18 protein-coding genes and 1 pseudogene are annotated in these 20,503 nt (G+C 59.0%); 10 read left to right on the top strand and 9 right to left on the bottom strand.

Going from position 1 to position 20,503, the window contains the following annotated elements; genetic code table 11:
* Positions 1-31: 31 nt before the first annotated feature.
* Positions 32-1,246 carry an N-acetylmuramoyl-L-alanine amidase gene (locus AC07UI_RS02595; protein ID WP_494990988.1) on the top strand — a complete coding sequence of 405 codons (1,215 nt, stop codon included), beginning with the start codon at positions 32-34 and terminating at the stop codon, positions 1,244-1,246.
* Here AC07UI_RS02595 and AC07UI_RS02590 read toward each other — a convergent pair.
* Positions 1,243-1,623 carry a glutamine synthetase gene (locus AC07UI_RS02590; RefSeq protein WP_494990987.1) on the bottom strand — a complete coding sequence of 127 codons (381 nt, stop codon included), beginning with the start codon at positions 1,621-1,623 and terminating at the stop codon, positions 1,243-1,245. The genes AC07UI_RS02595 and AC07UI_RS02590 overlap by 4 nt on opposite strands.
* 127 nt (positions 1,624-1,750) lie before the next feature.
* On the opposite strand from AC07UI_RS02590, the gene zigA reads away from it, so the two are divergent.
* Positions 1,751-2,959 (top strand): zinc metallochaperone GTPase ZigA, encoded by a 1,209-nt coding sequence (gene zigA / locus AC07UI_RS02585; RefSeq protein WP_494990986.1) that lies wholly within the window; start codon positions 1,751-1,753, stop codon positions 2,957-2,959.
* Complete coding sequence (locus AC07UI_RS02580) at positions 2,959-3,609, top strand: DUF1826 domain-containing protein (protein WP_494990985.1); 651 nt, start codon at positions 2,959-2,961, stop codon at positions 3,607-3,609. Before zigA ends, AC07UI_RS02580 begins: the two co-directional genes overlap by 1 nt.
* Positions 3,610-3,615: 6 nt before the next feature.
* Here AC07UI_RS02580 and AC07UI_RS02575 read toward each other — a convergent pair.
* Positions 3,616-3,920, bottom strand: a pseudogene (locus AC07UI_RS02575) (NADH:ubiquinone oxidoreductase).
* Between the two features lie 62 nt (positions 3,921-3,982).
* Between AC07UI_RS02575 and AC07UI_RS02570 the strand changes: the two are divergent.
* Positions 3,983-4,954 carry a CobW family GTP-binding protein gene (locus tag AC07UI_RS02570; RefSeq protein ID WP_494990984.1) on the top strand — a complete coding sequence of 324 codons (972 nt, stop codon included), beginning with the start codon at positions 3,983-3,985 and terminating at the stop codon, positions 4,952-4,954.
* Positions 4,955-5,008: 54 nt separating this feature from the next.
* Here the strand turns inward: AC07UI_RS02570 and AC07UI_RS02565 are convergent, their stop codons facing one another.
* Positions 5,009-5,401, bottom strand: coding sequence for a DUF3301 domain-containing protein (locus AC07UI_RS02565; protein WP_494990983.1), 393 nt, complete (start codon positions 5,399-5,401; stop codon positions 5,009-5,011).
* A 116-nt stretch (positions 5,402-5,517) separates the two neighbouring features.
* Here AC07UI_RS02565 and pdxY point away from each other — a divergent pair, with 116 nt between their 5' ends.
* Complete coding sequence (gene pdxY / locus AC07UI_RS02560; protein WP_494990982.1) at positions 5,518-6,390, top strand: pyridoxal kinase PdxY; 873 nt, start codon at positions 5,518-5,520, stop codon at positions 6,388-6,390.
* A gap of 104 nt (positions 6,391-6,494) precedes the next feature.
* Here the strand turns inward: pdxY and AC07UI_RS02555 are convergent, their stop codons facing one another.
* Complete coding sequence (locus AC07UI_RS02555; protein WP_494990981.1) at positions 6,495-6,977, bottom strand: acyl-CoA thioesterase; 483 nt, start codon at positions 6,975-6,977, stop codon at positions 6,495-6,497.
* Positions 6,978-7,276: 299 nt separating this feature from the next.
* On the opposite strand from AC07UI_RS02555, the gene AC07UI_RS02550 reads away from it, so the two are divergent.
* Positions 7,277-9,040: a cation:proton antiporter gene (locus AC07UI_RS02550; RefSeq protein ID WP_494990980.1), complete on the top strand. Its 1,764-nt coding sequence runs from the start codon at positions 7,277-7,279 to the stop codon at positions 9,038-9,040.
* 45 nt (positions 9,041-9,085) lie between these two features.
* Here the strand turns inward: AC07UI_RS02550 and AC07UI_RS02545 are convergent, their stop codons facing one another.
* The 4 genes from AC07UI_RS02545 to uvrD all read right to left on the bottom strand — a co-directional run bounded on the left by AC07UI_RS02545 (position 9,086) and on the right by uvrD (position 13,337).
* Positions 9,086-9,493 (bottom strand): SMI1/KNR4 family protein, encoded by a 408-nt coding sequence (locus tag AC07UI_RS02545; RefSeq protein ID WP_494990979.1) that lies wholly within the window; start codon positions 9,491-9,493, stop codon positions 9,086-9,088.
* Between the two features lie 140 nt (positions 9,494-9,633).
* A complete protein-coding gene (locus AC07UI_RS02540) occupies positions 9,634-10,509 on the bottom strand; it encodes a Tim44 domain-containing protein (RefSeq protein WP_494990978.1) in 876 nt (291 codons plus the stop codon).
* A gap of 182 nt (positions 10,510-10,691) precedes the next feature.
* The gene (locus AC07UI_RS02535; RefSeq protein WP_494990977.1) at positions 10,692-11,132 is read right to left on the bottom strand and encodes an EamA family transporter; all 441 of its coding nucleotides are present in this window, start codon (positions 11,130-11,132) and stop codon (positions 10,692-10,694) included.
* Between the two features lie 21 nt (positions 11,133-11,153).
* On the bottom strand, positions 11,154-13,337 hold the full coding sequence (gene uvrD / locus AC07UI_RS02530; protein ID WP_494990976.1) for a DNA helicase II: 2,184 nt from the start codon (positions 13,335-13,337) through the stop codon (positions 11,154-11,156).
* Between the two features lie 244 nt (positions 13,338-13,581).
* On the opposite strand from uvrD, the gene AC07UI_RS02525 reads away from it, so the two are divergent.
* From AC07UI_RS02525 to AC07UI_RS02515, 3 genes are all read left to right on the top strand, one after another.
* Positions 13,582-16,452, top strand: a complete 2,871-nt coding sequence (locus tag AC07UI_RS02525; protein WP_494990975.1) for a putative bifunctional diguanylate cyclase/phosphodiesterase — start codon at positions 13,582-13,584, stop codon at positions 16,450-16,452.
* A 263-nt stretch (positions 16,453-16,715) separates the two neighbouring features.
* On the top strand, positions 16,716-17,582 hold the full coding sequence (gene hexR / locus AC07UI_RS02520; RefSeq protein ID WP_494990974.1) for a transcriptional regulator HexR: 867 nt from the start codon (positions 16,716-16,718) through the stop codon (positions 17,580-17,582).
* A 190-nt stretch (positions 17,583-17,772) separates the two neighbouring features.
* Positions 17,773-17,985, top strand: a complete 213-nt coding sequence (locus AC07UI_RS02515) for a PA3496 family putative envelope integrity protein (RefSeq protein WP_494990973.1) — start codon at positions 17,773-17,775, stop codon at positions 17,983-17,985.
* Here the strand turns inward: AC07UI_RS02515 and AC07UI_RS02510 are convergent.
* On the bottom strand, positions 17,927-18,889 hold the full coding sequence (locus tag AC07UI_RS02510) for a LysR family transcriptional regulator (RefSeq protein ID WP_494990972.1): 963 nt from the start codon (positions 18,887-18,889) through the stop codon (positions 17,927-17,929). The genes AC07UI_RS02515 and AC07UI_RS02510 overlap by 59 nt on opposite strands.
* Before the next feature lie 189 nt (positions 18,890-19,078).
* On the opposite strand from AC07UI_RS02510, the gene AC07UI_RS02505 reads away from it, so the two are divergent.
* Positions 19,079-20,494, top strand: a complete 1,416-nt coding sequence (locus AC07UI_RS02505) for an acetyl-CoA carboxylase biotin carboxylase subunit (protein ID WP_494990971.1) — start codon at positions 19,079-19,081, stop codon at positions 20,492-20,494.
* Positions 20,495-20,503 lie beyond the last annotated feature (9 nt).

The raw sequence follows: 20,503 nt of genomic DNA, 5'->3' as shown, positions 1-20,503 counted from the left end.
TACGGACGCTCCCTCATCAGCGGTAAATGTCATGCGCAGACGTCAATTGCTCAACCTGCTTCTGGCCAGTGTGGCCTTCGCTTTACCGCTGGGCGTGTCCGCCACGCAAATCCGCAACGCCCGGCTCTGGCGTTCGGATGACAAGCTGCGGCTGGTGCTCGATCTGAGCGGACCGGTGCAGTACAAGACCTTCTCGCTGACCGAGCCGCAACGGCTGATCATCGATTTGAGTGGCGCGCGCCTGAGTGGCGACTTCAGTCAGTTGGCGTTGACCAACACGGTGATTCGTTCGATCCGCTCCGGGTACTTAGGGCAAGGCGATACACGGATCGTGCTCGACCTCTATGGGCCGGTGCAGCTCAACAGCTTTCAGTTGCCGCCGCAGGACGGGCAGGGTCATCGGCTGGTACTCGACCTCACCAGCCTTGCCCACGTGCCGATACAGATTGCCGCTGCGCCTTTGGTTCAGCGTGAAACACCGATGGATAAAGCCCATCCCAAGCGCGACATCATGGTGGTGATCGACCCCGGCCATGGCGGTAAGGATCCAGGCGCGGTTGGCGCCAAGGGTGAGCGCGAAAAAGATGTGGTGCTGTCCATCGCGCAACTGTTGGCCAAGCGACTGAAACGAGAAAAGGGGTTTAACGTGAAGCTGGTGCGCAACGATGACTTCTTCGTGCCGCTGCGAAAACGCGTGGAGATCGCCCGCAAGCACAACGCCGACATGTTTATCTCGGTGCATGCCGACGCCGCGCCAAGGCTTACGGCGTCCGGTGCTTCGGTGTATGCCTTGTCCGAGGGCGGGGCGACCTCGGCCACCGCGCGCTTTATGGCGCAACGGGAGAACGGCGCCGACCTGCTGGGCGCCACCAGCCTGCTCAATCTGAAGGACAAGGATCCGATGCTCGCCGGGGTGATTCTCGACATGTCGATGAGCGCGACCATCGCTGCCAGTTTGCAGTTGGGCAGCACGGTGCTCGGTAGCCTCGCCGGGATCACCACGTTGCATCAGAAGCGCGTGGAACAGGCCGGGTTCGCGGTGCTTAAGTCGCCGGACGTGCCTTCAATCCTGGTGGAAACCGGCTTCATCTCCAACAGCCGCGACAGTCAGCGGCTGGTCACCCCACGGCACCAGCAGGCGATGGCCGACGGCTTGTTCGAAGGGTTGCAGCGCTACTTCCAGAAGAATCCACCGGTGAATAGCTACATGGCCTGGTTGCAGGATCAGAAAAAAGCCCAGGTCTAACAGCCGCTGATACGGCTGCAAGTGAACTTGGCACTGGCGCCACCGGAACTGGAGAAGCGATTGATAGTGGTCCAGCCAACACGGCGGCTGTAGCCGACCCAGGCTTCGCCGTCAGAGGCGATGCCTGTGAAGAACGTCAATTGCCCGTAGCGGCTGTTGGTCTGCGCCCAGTAGCGTTTGCCGATTACTTCGAAACCCCGCAGATACGTGGTGCTGCCGGCCGTGGCGACGCTATAGGCATTGCCATCGGCATCCACGCACGCCAGCAGGTTGGCGCTGCGGGTGCAGTTGGCAAGCGTTCTCGGCAGTTGCGCGAAGGCGTTGCTCGCGGCAAACAGCGTAAGGCCCAACAGCGTGTATTTCAGAGCGTTGCGCATGGGGTTTCTCGTGAGGCGGGTTGGCGCAAGCATTGCGCCCTTCGTCGCTGGGAACAAGAGGGGATTGGCTTAATTGCATTGTTATATTATAACATTAAAATAAGTCCCGCTCTGATGAGACACCCTGATGCCCAATCGCCTTCCCGTTACTGTGCTCTCCGGCTTTCTCGGCGCCGGTAAAAGCACGCTGCTCAACTACGTTCTGCGCAACCGCGACAACCTTCGGGTGGCGGTGATCGTCAACGATATGAGTGAGATCAATATCGACGGCAGCGAGGTTCAGCGCGATGTCACGCTGAATCGTTCCGAAGAAAAACTCGTCGAAATGAGCAATGGCTGCATTTGCTGCACCTTGCGTGAAGACTTGCTGGAAGAGGTCAGCAAGCTCGCCAGGGAAGGTCGTTTCGATTACCTGCTGATTGAATCCACTGGTATTTCCGAGCCTTTGCCAGTTGCGGAAACCTTTACCTTTCGCGATGAAGAAGGCCAGAGCCTGGCCGACATCGCCCGGCTCGACACCATGGTCACGGTGGTCGACGGTATGAACTTCCTGCTCGACTATCAAGCGGCCGAAAGCCTCGCCTCCCGTGGTGAAACCCTGGGCGAGGAGGACGAGCGTTCGATCACGGATCTGTTGATCGAGCAGATCGAATTCGCCGACGTGATTCTGATCAGCAAAATCGATCTGATCAGCCGCAGTGACCGCCAGGAGCTGATCGCCATTCTCGAACGGCTCAACTCCCAGGCAGAAATAATCCCCATGGTGATGGGTGAAGTACCGCTGAAGAAGATCCTCAACACCGGGCGTTTTGACTTCGAACGTGCCGCTCAGGCGCCGGGCTGGTTGCAGGAGTTACGCGGTGAGCACGTCCCGGAAACCGAGGAATACGGCATCGCCTCGACGGCTTATCGGGCGCGACGCCCCTTCCATCCGCAGCGCTTTTTCAGCTTCATCGACCGCCCGTGGGTGAACGGCAAACTGCTGCGTTCCAAGGGTTTTTTCTGGCTGGCCAGCAAGCATCAGGACGCTGGAAGCTGGTCCCAGGCTGGCGGTTTGATGCGTCATGGCTTTGCCGGACGCTGGTGGCGATTCGTGCCGAAGCCGCAGTGGCCACAGGATCAGGAAAGCACCTCGGCGATCATGGAAAACTGGGCCGCCGCCACCGGTGATTGCCGTCAGGAACTGGTATTCATCGGTCAGAACATCGACTTCGCCCTGCTCACTGCCGAGCTTGATAGCTGCCTGCTGACCGACGACGAAATGGCCGTGGGTGTGGAAGGCTGGCGACTGATGGTTGACCCTTTCGGCCCTTGGCATGAAGAGGAGGCGGCTTGATGCTCGCGCCCAGTCTGAAGCTGCGTCCGATAATTCGTCAGGTCCGGGGTGATACACCAAAAGCGCTCACTCAAATTCTGGACGACGGAGTGAATCTGGCTGTCTGGCAACGCCACCTGCCAGTGCATGTCGCCGATTTCGGCACGTTGCTGCTGTCCTTGGGTGAGCCGCTGGCAGAGTCGTTATCGCTGGAGTTGGCCAATGATGATTCAGAACCGAATCTGCAAGGTCTGGCCTCAGGCTTCAGCGACCTGGAGGGCTACGAAGGATTTATCGCCGACATCTCCTGGCTGGTCAGCGCCTTCGCCTGCTTGCTGGGCGCCAAGCGCATCGGCCTGCGTCTGCGGGTGCTGGACAAGGCCATGTGCCCGCGCTTCCACGTCGATCATGTGCCGGTGCGTCTGATCACCACTTACGCCGGCATCGGCAGCCAATGGCTACAAGAGGGGGCGATGGATCGTCGGCAACTGGGCAAGGTCGACGCCGAGCCGCAAGACTTCTCAAAGATTCAGCAAGTCGCCTGCGGTGAAGTGGCTTTGCTCAAAGGCGAGAAATGGCATGGCAACGAAGGCTTCGGCCTGATCCATCGCTCGCCGCAACCGGCATCGGGTGAACGCCGACTGATTCTGACCCTCGACTGGCTGAGCTAGGCGCACTCAAGACTTCAGCCATGTACCCTGGCTTTGGTTTTCGCAATACGGCTGCGAATACGTTGCATCAGTGGCCACGCCGTAATAGTGAATATCCTGCCGGTAAGGCATATTGGCCACTTGGGCGTTGCTGCAAACGCCGAAGGCTCCGGCGGGGCACTGCTTGGTGAACGCTACGTCGACTTTCTGGCCGGCCAGTCTGGGTTGGCAGAAGCCGTCGTTGAACAGTTTTTCGGGACGTCGCGGTTCTGCTGACAGACCTTGACGTCGAGCCGTTGTGCCTGGCTGTGGACCACACAGGCCTGGGCCAACGCCTCACAGCAATGGCAGCCATATCACCCGCATCATTCACCTCTTTAGAAAACTGTCGAACATGCTGCAGAACATTCCCACCCACGTCATTGCCGGGCCGCTTGGCGCCGGCAAGACCAGCCTGATCAAGCACCTGCTGGCGCAGCGGCCGGCCCATGAGCGCTGGGCGGTGCTGATCAATGAGTTTGGTCAAATCGGCCTGGATGCTGCGTTGCTGACTCAGGACGCCGATGGTATTGCGCTGGGTGAGGTGGCAGGCGGTTGCTTGTGTTGCGTGAATGGAGCGCCGTTTCAGATTGGGCTTGGGCGTTTGTTGCGTAAGGCGCGGCCAAACCGGTTGTTTATCGAACCTTCCGGATTGGGCCATCCGGCGCAGTTACTCAAACAATTACAGGATGCGCCGTGGCAGGGCGTTTTGGCCGTTCAGCCGTGTGTGCTGGTACTGGATGCCCAAGCGCTGGCCGCCGGGAAACCACTGCCGCAAGCGCAGCAGGAAGCGCTTTCCAATGCTGGTCTGTTGGTACTGAACAAGGACGAGCAGCTCAGCGATGCGGATCGCCAGCGGATCATCAAACAATTGCCCGATTGTCCGATGTGCTGGACGCAGCAAGCCGCTTTGCCACTGTCCGAATTACCCGGTGTGCAGAACCAGGCAAACGCGGGTGTGGATAACTTCACCGCGCCTAAAGGCCAGGCAAAGATGCCCTCGATCTGGACTGATCCGGCGCAGCCGATTTGTCTGAGCCAGCAACAGGAAGGCGACTGGAGTATTGGTTGGCGTTGGCATCCGAGTCAGCGATTCGATGCGACGCGGGTTCTGCAATGGCTTCAAAGCATTGAGTGGCGGCGGGCCAAGCTGGTTATCCACAGCGCCGACGGCTGGGTGTCAGCCAACGCAGTGGATAACTCGGGTCTGCACTGGCAGCCCAGTGAATGGCGGCGTGATTCACGTATCGAATTGATTTTCAGCGAGCCGCAGGACGCGGCAGCGCTGCAAAACATCTTGGCCGGGTGCCGCGTAGTGCAGGCTTGACCCACGCGTACCCCTTGCAGGAGCTGGCGCAGCCTGCGATCTTTTGCCTTTGCGTCAACTACTGCGCTTGTTATGTTCCTGGCGCCACTGGTTCAGTTCGATTATTTCAGCACTCGGGAGTGGGGTTTTGACCTCGAACGGGTAGGGCGCCAGCTCGATTTGTGAGCTGTGGGCGCCAAACTGGGTGATGGTGCCTGAATGACGCGTCTCGCCGGTTACGGTGAACTCGAAGTTATAGATGCGGGCCAGGCGTCGTCTACCGTTGGCATCCTTGACGAAGCCAATGCGCTTCAACGCGACGTTGCCGTCCAGCAGTTCGATATCGAGCTTGGCGCAATGCTGCTTGACCCTCTCCAGTGCCCGCTCGCGCAAGCCGTGGTTGTGCCACAGCCAGGCGGCGCCGGTCGCCAGCAGCATCAGCACGAAAATATTTCCCAGGGTCAGCATGAACGAACGCTCCAACAAAGTAGTGTCAGCTTAACTGTGTCTCCGGTCTGTCGTACAGGCTGCGTTTAGTCGCATACTGCGCGGCTCGAATTTCAATCGGTTTACGGAAATCTCGCATGAAACGTACACCCCATTTGCTCGCCATCCAGTCTCACGTGGTCTTCGGTCATGCTGGCAACAGTGCTGCGGTTTTCCCCATGCAGCGGGTCGGGGTGAATGTCTGGCCACTCAATACCGTGCAGTTCTCCAACCATACTCAGTATGGACAGTGGGCGGGAGAGGTGTTGGCACCGCAACAGATTCCGGCGCTGGTGGAAGGGATAGCGGCGATTGGCGAATTGGGTAACTGCGACGCGGTGCTGTCCGGATACCTCGGCAGCGCGGCCCAAGGGCGGGCGATTCTTACCGGGGTGGCGCGGATCAAGGCGATCAATCCCAAAGCCTTGTACCTTTGCGACCCGGTGATGGGCCATCCTGAAAAGGGCTGCAGTGTGCCGGCCGAAGTCAGCGACTTCCTGCTGGACGAAGCTGCGGCGATGGCTGACTTCATGTGCCCGAATCAACTCGAGCTGGACAGCTTCTCCGGTCGCAAGCCGCAGTCGCTGTTCGATTGCCTGGCCATGGCGCGAGCGCTGCTGGTACGCGGTCCGAAGGCGGTGCTGGTCAAACACCTGGATTATCCCGGCAAGTTGCCGGACGGCTTTGAGATGTTACTGGTGACCGCCGAGGGCAGTTGGCACCTGCGTCGGCCGTTACTGGCTTTTCCGCGCCAACCGGTGGGTGTCGGTGACCTGACGTCCGGTCTGTTTCTGGCTCGGGTGCTGCTGGGGGACAGCCTGCTGGCGGCCTTCGAGTTCACCGCCGCGGCGGTACATGAAGTGCTGCTGGAAACCCAGGCCTGCGCCAGCTACGAACTGGAGTTGGTGCGAGCCCAGGACCGGATTGCCCATCCAAGGGTGCGGTTTGAGGCGACGGCGATCAGCCTCTGAGCTGAGTCAGGCAAGTCCCAAGTCTGGCGATAACCTTGTGGCGAGGGGGCTTGCCCCTTCGCCACAGGTCAGGCGCTCGCCTGATTGTCCTTGAATGACGGCCCTCAGGCGTCCGACTTGATTTCCTGATAACGCTTTTCCAGCTCCTGACGAATCTGGCGGCGTTGCTTGGCCTGCATAAAACGGCGTTTGTCTTCGCTGTTTTGCGGTTGCAGCTGAGGCACGACGGCGGGTTTGCGCTGGTCGTCGACCGCTACCATGGTGAAAAAGCAGCTATTGGTATGGCGCACCGAGCGCTCACGAATGTTCTCCGTCACCACCTTGATTCCCACCTCCATCGAGGTGTTGCCGGTGTAGTTGACCGAAGCAAGAAAGGTTACCAATTCACCAACATGGATCGGCTCACGGAAGATCACCTGATCCACCGACAGGGTGACCACGTAGCGTCCGGCATAGCGGCTGGCGCAGGCGTAGGCGACTTCGTCGAGATACTTGAGCAGCGTTCCGCCGTGGACATTGCCAGAGAAATTGGCCATGTCGGGGGTCATCAATACCGTCATCGACAGCTGGGCGTTTCCGGGTTCCATAGCTCACTACTCACGATTCTAGGCAGGGATTTTGGGAGCACCTCTGCGGGCGCCTGGTCAGTTTTTCAAAACCATCTTTAACGGGACGCCGAACCGGTGAAGGCCGTCACGCCCGGATCGATCTGTTTCCATATATTGCACCGCCTTTCTGCCGGAAGTCGCGGTGTTACCCTTCAAAAGCCTGTCCCGAGGGCATTTTCTACCTGAGATTCAGATTTGTAGTTCACTCAATCACGCCATTGTTGGCGTTCCGGTGATCGAACGACTGTGTCAGCACCTGACCCAAGGAGCCCCACACCATGCACGCCATCAGTTTCATTCAGGACCTGGCAGTGATCATGTTGGTCGCGGGGGTGGTGACAATTCTTTTTCATCGGCTCAAACAGCCGGTGGTGCTCGGCTATATCGTCGCCGGCTTCATCATCGGGCCGCACACGCCACCTTTCGGTCTGATCCATGACGAGCAGACCATCAAGACCCTGGCAGAGCTCGGGGTGATTTTTCTGATGTTCTGTCTTGGGCTGGAGTTCAGCCTGCGTAAATTGTTCAGGGTAGGGGCTACGGCGTTTATCGCGGCATTCCTCGAAATCGTGCTGATGATCTGGATCGGTTACGAAATCGGCCGCTGGTTCGACTGGAACACCATGGACTCGTTGTTCCTCGGCGCCATCCTGGCGATTTCCTCGACAACCATCATCGTCAAAGCCCTCAACGACCTGAAAATGAAAAACCAGCGCTTTGCGCAGCTGATCTTCGGTGTGTTGATCGTTGAAGACATTCTCGGGATTGGCATCATCGCGCTGCTTTCGAGTATTGCGGTCAGCGGCACCGTCAGCTCCGGAGAAGTGTTTTCCACGGTCGGCAAGCTCTCATTGTTCATGATTGTCGCCTTGGTGATCGGCATTTCACTGGTGCCACGGCTGCTGGCCTATGTGGCCACATTTGAAAGCGACGAGATGTTGCTGATCACCGTGTTGGGTCTGTGCTTTGGCTTCTGTCTGCTGGTGGTCAAGCTGGAATACAGCATGGTGCTGGGGGCATTTCTGATTGGCGCGATTATGGCCGAGTCGCGCCAATTACTGAAAATAGAGCGATTGATCGAGCCGGTTCGCAACATGTTCAGCGCCATCTTCTTTGTCGCCATCGGCTTGATGATCGACCCACAGATTCTGCTGCAATACGCTTGGCCGATTGCAGTGATCACTGTCGCTGTGGTGCTGGGCAAAATGTTGTCCTGTGGGCTGGGCGCCTTTATCGCGGGCAATGACGGACGCACCTCACTGCGGGTTGGCATGGGGCTTTCGCAGATCGGCGAATTTTCTTTCATCATTGCGGCCTTGGGTATGACCTTGCAGGTCACCAGTGATTTTCTCTATCCGGTGGCTGTGGCCGTGTCGGCTATCACCACTTTACTGACTCCCTACCTGATTCGTGCGGCCGACCCGTTGTCGCTAAAACTGACAGCGGTGATGCCGCAGCGTCTGGCTCGTGTACTTGGGATGTACGGTGAATGGCTGCGCAGCATCCAGCCCCAAGGGCAGGGCGCGCTGTTGGCCAAAATGATTCGGCGGATCCTGTTACAGGTGGGGGTCAATCTGGCGCTGGTGATGGCGATCTTTTTCTCTGGCGGTTTTTTCGCCGGGCGTATTGGCGGTTATCTTCAAGGCTGGATCAGCGATCCAGGATGGCAGAAGGCGCTGATCTGGGGAGGGGCATTGCTGTTGTCGCTGCCGTTTTTGATCGCCGCTTATCGCAAACTCAAAGCGCTGTCGATGCTGCTGGCGGAGATGGGCGTGAAGGCTGACATGGCCGGTCGTCATACCCAGCGGGTGCGGCGGGTGATCGCCGAGGTGATACCGATTCTGTCGTTGCTGGTGATCTTCCTGCTGCTGGCGGCATTGTCGTCGAGCATTCTGCCGACCACCGAGCTGTTGATCCTGATTGCCGTCGTTGCGGCGGCTGTCGCAGCACTTCTGTGGCGCTGGTTTATCCGCGTGCATACGCGGATGCAGGTTGCCCTGTTGGAAACCCTGGATAACCACAACGATTCTGCCGAACATTGAGGCCCGCTCCAGTCTGGCGCTGGACGCGGGCTCAAGCGGTCGGGATCAGCTTTCCAGCCAGACGTCCCGCGCCCAATGCCATACAGATTCCCAGGTTTCTTCGGTAACCAGTTCTTCTTCGGCGGACCACAGCACCACAGTGCCGTCTTCCTCGACGCAGTAATAGTCATCACCGTCCTGGCAGATCGGGATCAACTCCCGGGGAACACCGGCGTCCCAGGCGTTGGCCGCAACATCAGGCAGATAGGTATGGGACTGTGGATCCGTGACGGTTACCGGCTCCAGGCTGCCATAGACAACATCGCTGACGGTCAACAGGAATTCTTTGAAGACAAAGGGAATGTCGATGAACAGCTGTTCTTCGATCTCCACCAGTAGATCTTCATCTGGCAGTTCCAACGGGACCGGCACAGGTTCATTTTTTTCACGCAGTTCTTCAATGACTTCTTCCACGACCTCAATCCTCTTGCTCAATGGCGCGGTTTATATAGGGGGCGGTTTATACAGTAGCTCGCTATAAGTGCAACTGCGAAATAGAAAACCCCAGCCGAGGCTGGGGTTTTGTTTCAACATACTCAACGCAGAGTATGGGATCAGCCGTTTTGGCGGATACCGGCCACCAGCCAAGGCTGGTTCTCGCCCTGCGGGCGTTCCATGTTCCAGCTTTCGCTGAACACTTCGCCCTGGTCGAAACGAGAGGTTTTCGACACGCCGCTGAAGGTCAGGGTGGCGACGGTCTTGTCGGCGCGATCATCCACGCCGTCCAGCTGAACATTGAGGTTGTCGATGTAGGTGGACTGGAAACCGTTGCCCAGATCAGCACGTTCGCGCTTGAGGAACTCCAGCAGTTGCGGGGTCACGAACTCGGCGATCTTGTCCATTTCGTTGGCGTCCCAGTGCTGCTGCAGGGACTGGAAGTGGTTGCGCGCGGCTTCAACGAAACGCTGTTCATTGAACCAGGCTGGTGCGTTGATCACCGGACGAGCGGCAGCAGGTGCTGCCGAACCACCGAAGATCGGCCCTTGAGCCGGTTTTTGCTCGAATACTTCACGCTGCATCGGTGCGTGGCCAGCTGGAGTCATGTGCTCTTGTTGCTTGCGGCGACGAGCGGCAATGAAGCGGAAGATCAGGAAGGCGATGGCCGCCATGATCAGGATGTCGAAGATCTGCATGCCATGGAAGCCGCCGCCCATGAACATGGAGGCCAGCAGGCCACCGGCAGCGATGCCGGCCAGAGGGCCGAGCCAGCGCGAAGCTCCGCCGGCTTTGGCGGCAGCGCCTGCGGCACCGGCAGCCCCTGCAGTAGCGGCGGCAGAGCCAACGCCCGAAGAGGACGGGGCCATCTGGCTGGTCTGGTGGGTCGGCGCAGCGCCGACGCTTTTGCCGCCACCAAAACGCTTGGCGTTGGCGTCGAGGCTCATCGTCAGGCCGATGCACAACGCCATGGCGATGCTAAGAAAACGTTTCATAAAGGGAATTCCCATTTGTGGATGGCACGCGTGCCATGTTGCACAGGTGAAGTGTCACTGGCTAGCGGCAGAGTGTTTCGGGCTTTTGCCTGGTCGTCTGCCATGAAGCGCAGTCGGTGGCGTAGGGCCGGTAATGTTTGGGCTGTAGGCCTGATGGATAAGTTCTGTAGGAATGTCTTTTTTTAGCGCCGTAAGGCCAACATTACTACACCGGAGGTGATCAGGCCGATTCCGCCCCATTGGCGCAGGTCGAGCTTTTCACCCAGCAGGATCACCCCGAGCACCGCCACCAGCACCACGCTGAGCTTGTCCACTGGCGCCACCAGCGACGCAGGCCCCAGCTTCAGTGCGCGGAAGTAGCAAATCCATGAGGCGCCTGTTGCAAGTCCGGACAGCAACAGAAACAGGTAGCTCTTCGCCGAGATCGATCCTAATGACTGATATTGGCCCGTGGCGTACAAAATCAAGGCCAGACTGACCAATACCACCATGGTGCGCAACAGGGTGGCAAAGTCAGAGTTGACGTTTTCAATGCCAATTTTGGCGAAGATCGCCGTCATGGCCGCGAACGCCGCCGAAAGCAGGGCCCAGAATGTCCAGGAAGAGAAAAAACCCGAGCCCATGTACTTCTACCTTCAATAAAGTCAGATTGCTTCCAGCTTGGCGTAACCCAGCATCAACCACTTGCTGCCTTCGCTGAAGTTCACTTGCACCCGTGCCTGGGCGCCAGCGCCTTCGAAGTTGAGGATCACTCCTTCGCCGAACACCGAGTGTTGTACGTGCTGACCGAGACTGAACGCGGTTTCCGGGATCTCGGTGCCGCTGAACATACTGCTCGAACTTTGTTTCTGGCCGCTGCCGAACGGTCGGCTGACGCTATTGGACAGCCGCACTTCCTGAATCAGGCCTTTCGGTACCTCGCGTACGAAGCGTGAAACCTTGTTGTAAGTCTCGCTGCCATACAGGCGTCGGGTTTCGGCGTAGGTCATCACCAGATTCTGCATCGCCCGGGTGACGCCCACGTAGGCCAGGCGGCGTTCCTCTTCCAGGCGGCCAGGCTCTTCCAGGCTCATCTTGTGCGGGAAAAGACCTTCTTCCATGCCCACCAGGAACACATAAGGGAATTCCAGGCCCTTGGCGCTGTGCAGCGTCATCAACTGAATACTGTCTTCGTGCTCGTCAGCCTGGGTATCACCGGCTTCCAGCGACGCATGGCCAAGGAAGGCGGCCAGTGGCGACAGGTCGGCGTCCTCTTCGGCGTTCTCGAAGTTACGCGCGGCACTGACCAGTTCCTCAAGGTTTTCTACCCGAGCCTGGCCTTTCTCGCCCTTTTCCGCCTCGTGGTAGGCGATCAAACCCGACTGCTCGATGACCGTCTGGGTCATCAGGTGCAGTGGCATGTCCACGGTTTTGGCCGCAAGGTTCTCGATCAGCTCGACGAATACCCCAAGGGCACTGGCTGCACGACCGGTCAGGCCTTTATTGGCGACCAACAGGCGCATGGCTTCCCACATCGACACATCGCTGTGGCGTGCGTGCTCGCGAATCGCTTCGACGGTTTTCTCGCCGATGCCGCGGGCCGGAACGTTGATCACCCGTTCCAGCGCTGCATCGTTGCCACGACCTTCGAGCAAACGCAGGTAGGCCATGGCGTTCTTGATTTCGGCGCGTTCGAAGAAGCGTTGGCCGCCGTAGATCCGGTAAGGGATGCGTTCGCGCAGCAGCGCTTCTTCGAGTACCCGGGATTGGGCGTTGGAGCGATACAAAATGGCGATATCGCTGCGGGCCAGGCCAGTTTTCAGGGCGCTTTCGATGGTTTCCACGACGTAGCGCGCTTCATCGTGCTCGTTGAAGGCCGCGTACAGATTGATCGCTTCGCCTTCGCCGCCGTCGGTCCACAGCTCTTTGCCCAAACGGCCGGTGTTGTTGGCGATCAAGGCGTTGGCAGCCTTGAGGATCCCGGCGGTGGAGCGGTAGTTCTGTTCCAGACGAATGGTTTCAGCGTCCGGGAAGTCTTCGGAATACTGGTAGATGTTCTCGATCTTCGCGCCGCGCCAGCCATAGATCGATTGGTCGTCATCGCCAACTACCATCAAGCTGTCGCCACCCTTGGCCAGCAGCCGCAACCAGGCGTACTGCACGGCGTTGGTGTCCTGGAATTCGTCCACCAGTATATGGCGGAAGCGCTTTTGATAATGCGCGAGCAAGCCTGGGTGATCGCGCCACAGATCGAGGGCGCGCAGCAGCAGCTCGGAAAAGTCGATCACCCCGGCGCGCAGGCAGGCGGCCTCGTAGGCTTCATAGATGCTGCGCATGGTGGCCAGGAACAGATCGCCGCTGGCCTGTATATGTTGCGGGCGCAGACCTTCGTCCTTCTGCCCGTTGATGAACCACTGTGCCTGACGGGCCGGCCAGCGTTGTTCGTCCAGCCCCAGCTCGCGGATTACCCGCTTGACCAGGCGTTGCTGGTCATCGCTGTCGAGGATCTGGAAGGTCTGGCTCAAACCGGCTTCCTGCCAGTGCGCCCGCAACAGGCGGTGCGCCAGGCCGTGGAAGGTGCCGACCCACATACCGGCCGGGCTGATGCCCATCAACTGCTCGATGCGATGACGCATCTCGGCAGCGGCCTTGTTGGTGAAGGTCACCGACAGGATTGAGTGCGAGGAGGCCTGCTCGACCTGGATCAACCAGGCGATGCGGTGTACCAGCACACGGGTTTTACCGGAACCAGCACCGGCCAGGACCAACTGACGACCCACGGAGGCAGCTACAGCCTGGCGTTGGGCATCGTTGAGAGAGTTCAGCAGAAAGGAGAGATCATCGCGCATCGGAGCATTCTAGGGTGCTGGGCCACACCGGGCAAACCGAGCTTTGGTTTAACCGATAAAAAGAGACGGGGGACGACCGGTCAGTCATTCGCTGCAGGCGTTGGCGGGGCTCGCTTGAGCGGTCCGGAGAGGGAATCAGACGCAAATTGTTTGTCGATTTTATGATCTGGAGCAGTTTGGTCCGGGCGGTTGCTTGTGTATGCTCCTGCGACGTTTCGGGCTCACCATTATAAGAACATTGCCTATGACACTCAGCCCTGGCCTGCCGGGCCCCTCTGTGGAACCGCGGGTTATACGCAAGCACTACGCCATGGAGATGGCGGTCGAACGCACGCGTTTGCTTTATCAAGGCTCGCTGCTGCCCACGTTGTTCATGTTGCTCAATGGTCTGGTCTGCGTCTGGTTGCTCTGGAGCCCGCAGCGCTATTTGCTGGTCAGCATTTGGCTGGTCTGGCTGCTGACATTGGTGGCGCTACGGGTCATTCAGGTAGCGGCCTTCGACTCCGCAATGCCGAGCCGCCAGGCGCAGCCGATCTGGCGGCGGATGTTCCTGCTTGGCTCCGGCATGAGCGGTTTGACCCTGGCTTGTGCCGGCATCGCCCTGGTGCCGACCGACAGTTTCCTGCAACAGGCCTGGGTCTTTGGCCTGATCGGTGCGGCGACGCTTTCGGCCAGCGTCGCCTATGCAGTCAGTCTGCCGGCGTTCCTGTCCTTTACCTTGCCGTGTCTGTTGCCGGCAATTGGCTATTTATTCTGGGGTGGTGACGAACAGCAGCAAGGCTGGGGCTGGCTGGGGGTGATTCTGCTGGCCTCCTTGAGTGTCGTCGCCTGGCAGGTTAATCGGTTGATTCATCATGGTTTGCAGCGGCGCTTCCAGAACCAGGCGCTGATCGAGCATTTACAGCAAGCGCAAAGTCGCAGCGAACAGCTGAACCAGGAACTGGCCCGGGAAATCGACCAGCGTCGCAGTGCCGAAGAGCAACTGCGTGAGGCTCAGACCAGTCTGCAAAGCCGGGTTTCGCAACGCAGCCTGGAACTGGACGCGGCGAATCAGGCCTTGAGCAAAAGCGAAGCGCGTCTGGGGTTGGCCTTAAAGGCCAGTGAATTGGGGTTGTGGGACTGGAATCTGCAAACCGACGAGGTGCATCACACGCAGCTTAAAGAGCTGTTTGGCCTGGAGCCGGAGTACGTGACTGCGATGCTCAGCCATCTCAAGCCGCGTTTGCATCCACAGGATCTGCTGCCGCTCAAGCGCGCACTGGTCGAGCATTTGAAGGGCCGCACCGAGGATTATTCTATTGAGTACCGCGTGCGCCATGGCGACGGGCATTGGGTGTGGATCGAGGACCGCGGGCGGGCAGTGGAGCGAGGGGAAAACGGTCGAGTAATCCGTATGGTCGGTACCCGACGCGACATCAGCACCAGCAAAGAGCTGGAAGAGCAGCGTCGGCTGGCGGCCACGGTGTTCGAAGCGGCCAGCGAAGGTATCGTGATTCTCGATCCGAATTACGCGTTAATCGCGGTCAATCAGGCGTTCAGCCGGGTGACCGGTTACCAGATCGAAGACATGCTCGGGCGTAACGTCGTCGAGTTGCCTGGCAGTCGTGACGCGCGCCGGTACTACCCGGTGATCCATCAGGCTCTGGAGCAACACGGCAGTTGGCAGGGGGAGTTGGTCGAGGCGCGCAAGAACGGCGAGCTGTATCCGCAATGGCTCCAGCTCAACGTCGTGCGCGATGTTCGAGGAAATGTTAGCCATATCGTCGGCTTTTTCACCGATCTCTCCGCCCGACGCGAATCCGAAGAGCGCATGCGCTATTTGACCCATTACGACGAACTGACCGGTTTGGCCAATCGCTCACTGTTCCGCGAGCGGCTGCACGACGCCCATCAGCGGGTGCGCCAGGGTGGCCGAAGCCTGGCGTTGCTGCATATCAATCTTGATCGCTTCAAGTTGCTCAATGACAGCCTAGGCCATGAAATCGCCGACCAGTTGTTGCAGAAAATGGCACGCCGACTGGTCAATGCGCTACCGGAGGCCGACACCATCGCGCGTTTATCCGGCGATGAATTTGCGGTGCTGTTCGACGCTTATGGCAACTTGTCCAGCCTGGCCCGGGTAGCGACCCGGCTAGCGACCAAGCTGCGGTTGCCGCTGACGGTGGAAGGGCATGAGCTGGTGGTCAGTGCCTCGATGGGTATCAGCATGTTGCCGGACAATGCACGGGACATTTCGACGTTGGTCAGTCAGTCGAATATGGCCATGCAACATGCCAAACATTTGGGCGGCAACAATTTCCAGTTCTACACCGAAAGTCTGCAAGCCAGCACTCTGGAACGCCTGCAACTGGAAAACCAGCTGCGCAAGGCAATCGAAGAGCAGCAGTTGATGGTGTTCTACCAACCGAAGCTGTGTCTGGCGACGGGCCGCTTGAATGCCGCTGAAGCCCTTGTTCGCTGGGATCACCCGACCATGGGGCGGGTGCCGCCAGGCGACTTTATCGGGCTTGCCGAAGAAACCGGGCTGATCGGTCCGATCGGCGAGTTCGTGTTGCGTCAGGCCTGCTGGCAAGCCTGCGAATGGCAACGTCAGGGGCTGGAGCCGATCCGGGTCTCGGTCAATCTGTCGGTGCATCAATTGCGTCAGGGCAAGCTGGTCAGTCTGGTTCGCCAGGTGCTTGAGGAAACCGGTCTGGCGCCGCACTACCTGGAGCTCGAACTGACCGAAAGCCAACTGCTGGACAGCGTCGAGCACATCATCGCCACCTTCCAGCAACTGCGTGATCTGGGAGTGAAACTGGCGATTGACGACTTCGGTACCGGGTATTCGTCGTTGAGTTACCTCAAGCGCATTCCGGTGGACTACGTGAAGATCGATCAAGCGTTTATTCGCGGTTTGGCCGAGGGTAGTGGAGACGCGGCGATCACCCGGGCAATCATCGCCATGGCCCATGGGCTGTCACTCAAAGTGGTGGCTGAAGGGGTCGAGCGTCCGGAGCAGCTTGAGTTTCTCAAGGCTGAGGGCTGTGATGAAGTGCAGGGGTATCTGATTAGCCGGCCGGTGGAAGCCGCGGGGTTGGCGGATTTATTGCGCGCGGATGAGCGCTTTTTGTAGCCGCTGCCGAAGGCTGCGTTCGGCTGCGAAGCGGCCGTAGATTGGATGAATGCAGCTTTCAGGAAAATTGCGGTCGTAAATTTTACGACCGCTTCGCGGCCGAACGCAGGCTGCGCCAGCTGCTACATAGCGCGCGGCCGGCCAAAATAGGGGGCGGCAAGGCGATTCAGTTACGCATTGAGCGGGCAAAAAGCGCATTCATGTAGTATAACTACAAAATGGCTACATCCCTGGCGTCTGCCAATAACAACGAGTCCAGCCCTTTGAATCTGTTGCAACACATCGCCCAGTCACGCCACCTGTTACGCAAGTCGGAGCTCAAGGTCGCCGATCATGTGCTGCTTGACCCCGCGGCTGTGATGCACAGTTCCATGGCCGATCTTGCCCACAGCGTTGGCATCAGCGAGCCGACCATCGTGCGCTTCTGCCGTGCCATCGGCTGTTCGGGCTTCCAGGACTTGAAGCTGAAACTGGCGCAAAGCCTGGCGGCAGGTGCGAGCTTCGGGCAGTTCGCGATCCATGAAGACGACTCGGTTGCCGACTACAGTCTGAAGATTTTCGACACTACCCTGCATACGCTGATGGAAGTGCGCGAGAAGCTCGACCCGGCGGCCTTGCAGCGTGCGGTCACCGCCATGTCCCAGGCCCAGCGCGTCGAATTCTACGGCTTTGGTGCATCTGGCGCGGTGGCGGCGGATGCTCAGCACAAATTCTTCCGCTTGCTGCTGACCGCCGCAGCCTATTCCGACCCGCACATGCAGGCGATGTCGGCGGTGACGCTGAAACCTACCGACGTGGCGATCTGTATTTCCCAGTCCGGGCGCTCCAAAGACCTGTTGATCACCGCCAACCTGGTCCGCGAAAGCGGCGCGACGCTGATCACCTTGTGCCCGAGCCAGACGCCGTTGGCCGAGCTGTCGACTGTCAACCTGGCGATCGACGTGCATGAAGACACCGAAATCTACACGCCGCTGACTTCGCGTATTGCTCACCTTGTGGTGATCGACGTGTTGGCGATGGGCGTAGCCATGGCCCGTGGCCCAAGCCTGGTCAACCACCTCAAAAGCGTCAAACGTAGCCTGCGCAGCTTGCGTCTGTCGCCCAAGTCGGTCAAAGCGCTGGACGATTGATTGCTGGAAGGTCGTTCCGACCTTATCGCGGGCAAGCCTCGCTCCTACAAGAGCGCCACAAATCCCTGTAAGGGTGAGGCTTGCACTATCGCCGCCCGGTAACTTTCACATCCTTGTAATCCCCGCGCAGCCAAATCGTCATCCCTGACGTCCATCGTGTAACTCCCGTACTCGTCTTGGGAGACTCGAAATGGCCCAGCACTACGAAGAACGCAACAGCGCCGTCAAAACCCGCCGTCAGCAGGAAGATCAGCGCCGCATGGCATTCCGTCGCGCGATTGAGCACCGTTGTGAGCAGCGTCAGTTGCTCGCCGAGATTGGTGACTTTCCCGACTCGGCGGAGCTCAATTACTGGCAGGCAGCGCCGGCAACTTCCCGTCGAAACGCTCAACCAGCCCGCTGATCTGCACCCGTTCGCTGCGGATAAACCCCAGGAACGCATGCGCCACCGGTGACAGGCGCTTGGCTTTGGCCTGTACCACGCACCAACTGCGGTACAGTGGTAACTCCTCCACCGGCAACTCTTTGAGCGTGCCGGTTGCCAACTCAAGGTTCAGGGCGTGGCGCGTCAACAGTGCTACGCCCAAACCTGCCACCACACACTCGCGCTGAGCTTCCGCCGAAGCGACCTCCAGGGTTTGTGTGAAGTGCACACGCTTCTCCTTGAAATACTCCTCACACGCCAGTCGTGTGCCCGAGCCTTGCTCGCGCAGCAGCAGCGTATAGGGTTCGAGATCCTGCAAACGCAGCGGCCCCATGTGGCATAGCGGATGGTCCGGCGGCGCCACGGCGATGATCGGGTTGTTGAGGAACGGCAGGAACTCCAGGCCCATGTCCTGCGGGACCATGGACATGATCACCAGGTCGTCGCGGTTATCCGAGAGGCGCCGAATGGCCTGTGCGCGGTTGATCACGGTCAGCTGCAGGTTGACCTCTGGATGCTGGCGCTTGAAGGCGGCGAACAGGTGCGGCACGAAGTACTTGGCGCTGGATTCCACTGCCAGTTTCAGTTGCCCCTGCAGTGAGCCCTGCATGTCCGAGAGCTGCATGTCGAGGTTTTCCAGGCGCCCGAAAATATCCCGGCTGGCCCGTTGCAGGGCTTCAGCGGCTTCGGTCATGTAGAGTTTTTTGCCTACATAATCGAACAATGGCTGACCAATCAGCTCTTCCAGCTGACGAATTTGCAGGCTGACGGCCGGCTGTGTGAGAGACATTTCCTCAGCTGCACGGCTGTAGGACCGTAGATCGCAGACTTCATTGAAAATCTGAAGCTGGCGCAATGTCATACGCATCAAGGACTTACGCATTTTTAGAAACTCTGGCCGCAGGCTTGTCCGTCAACTATAAGTCTTTGCTTATGAGCGGCCCAATTATTATTGATTTTTGTTAATTCCTTGAGCGGGATAGTGTGGCTATGCGACTGAACTGAAACATTTAGTCACGCGCCGACCTGGTTTAGCAGGTCGTCAGTGCCATCGGCTCAAGGGAACCTCCAAGTGATAAAAAAAATCCTGATCGCCAACCGTGGGGAAATTGCCGTACGAATCGTGCGTGCGTGCGCCGAGATGGGCATTCGCTCGGTCGCGATCTATTCTGACGCCGATCGCCATGCATTGCATGTGAAGCGCGCGGATGAAGCCCACAGCGTTGGTGCCGAACCCCTGGCCGGTTACCTGAATCCGCGCAAGCTGGTGAACCTGGCAGTGGAAACCGGTTGCGATGCATTGCACCCAGGTTACGGTTTCCTGTCGGAAAACGCTGAACTGGCAGAAATCTGCGCCGAGCGCGGTATCAAATTCATTGGTCCGTCGGCAGAAGTGATTCGCCGCATGGGCGACAAGACTGAAGCGCGCCGCAGCATGATCAAGGCTGGCGTGCCAGTGACCCCGGGCACCGAAGGCAACGTCGCGGACATCGCCGAAGCGTTGGTCGAAGGCGACCGCATCGGTTACCCGGTGATGCTCAAGGCCACCTCCGGTGGTGGTGGCCGCGGTATTCGTCGCTGCAACAGCCGCGAAGAGCTGGAGCAAGCTTTCCCGCGGGTGATTTCCGAAGCGACCAAGGCGTTTGGTTCGGCGGAAGTCTTCCTGGAAAAATGCATCGTCAATCCAAAGCACATCGAAGCGCAGATCCTCGGCGACAGCTTTGGCAACGTGGTTCACCTGTTCGAACGTGATTGCTCGATCCAGCGCCGCAACCAGAAACTGATCGAGATCGCCCCAAGCCCGCAACTGACCCCTGAACAGCGCGCCTACATCGGCGACCTGTCGGTGCGCGCAGCCAAGGCTGTGGGCTACGAGAACGCCGGTACCGTGGAGTTCCTGCTCGCCGAGGGCGAGGTGTACTTCATGGAGATGAACACCCGGGTCCAGGTAGAGCACACCATTACCGAAGAAATCACCGGCATCGACATTGTTCGCGAACAGATTCGCATCGCTTCCGGTCTGCCGCTTTCGGTGAAACAGGAAGACATCCAGCACCGCGGTTTTGCGCTGCAGTTCCGGATCAACGCCGAAGACCCGAAAAACAACTTCCTGCCGAGTTTCGGCAAGATCACTCGTTACTACGCACCCGGCGGTCCCGGCGTGCGCACGGATACGGCGATCTACACCGGTTACACCATCCCGCCGTTCTACGATTCCATGTGCCTGAAACTGGTGGTGTGGGCGTTGACCTGGGAAGAGGCGATGGACCGTGGTTTGCGCGCCCTCGACGACATGCGTCTGCAAGGGGTCAAGACCACCGCCGCCTACTACCAGGAAATCCTGCGTAACCCGGAATTCCGTAGCGGTCAGTTCAACACCAGCTTCGTTGAAAGCCACCCTGAGCTGACCAACTACTCGATCAAGCGCAAACCCGAAGAGCTGGCCCTGGCCATCGCCGCCGCCATCGCCGCCCACGCAGGCCTGTGAGGAATAATC

The sequence above is a fragment of the Pseudomonas sp. GW821-FHT04C07 genome, from assembly GCF_059420325.1.
Note: the sequence above shows the minus strand (reverse complement) of the source record. Positions and strands in the feature narration are given on the sequence as shown.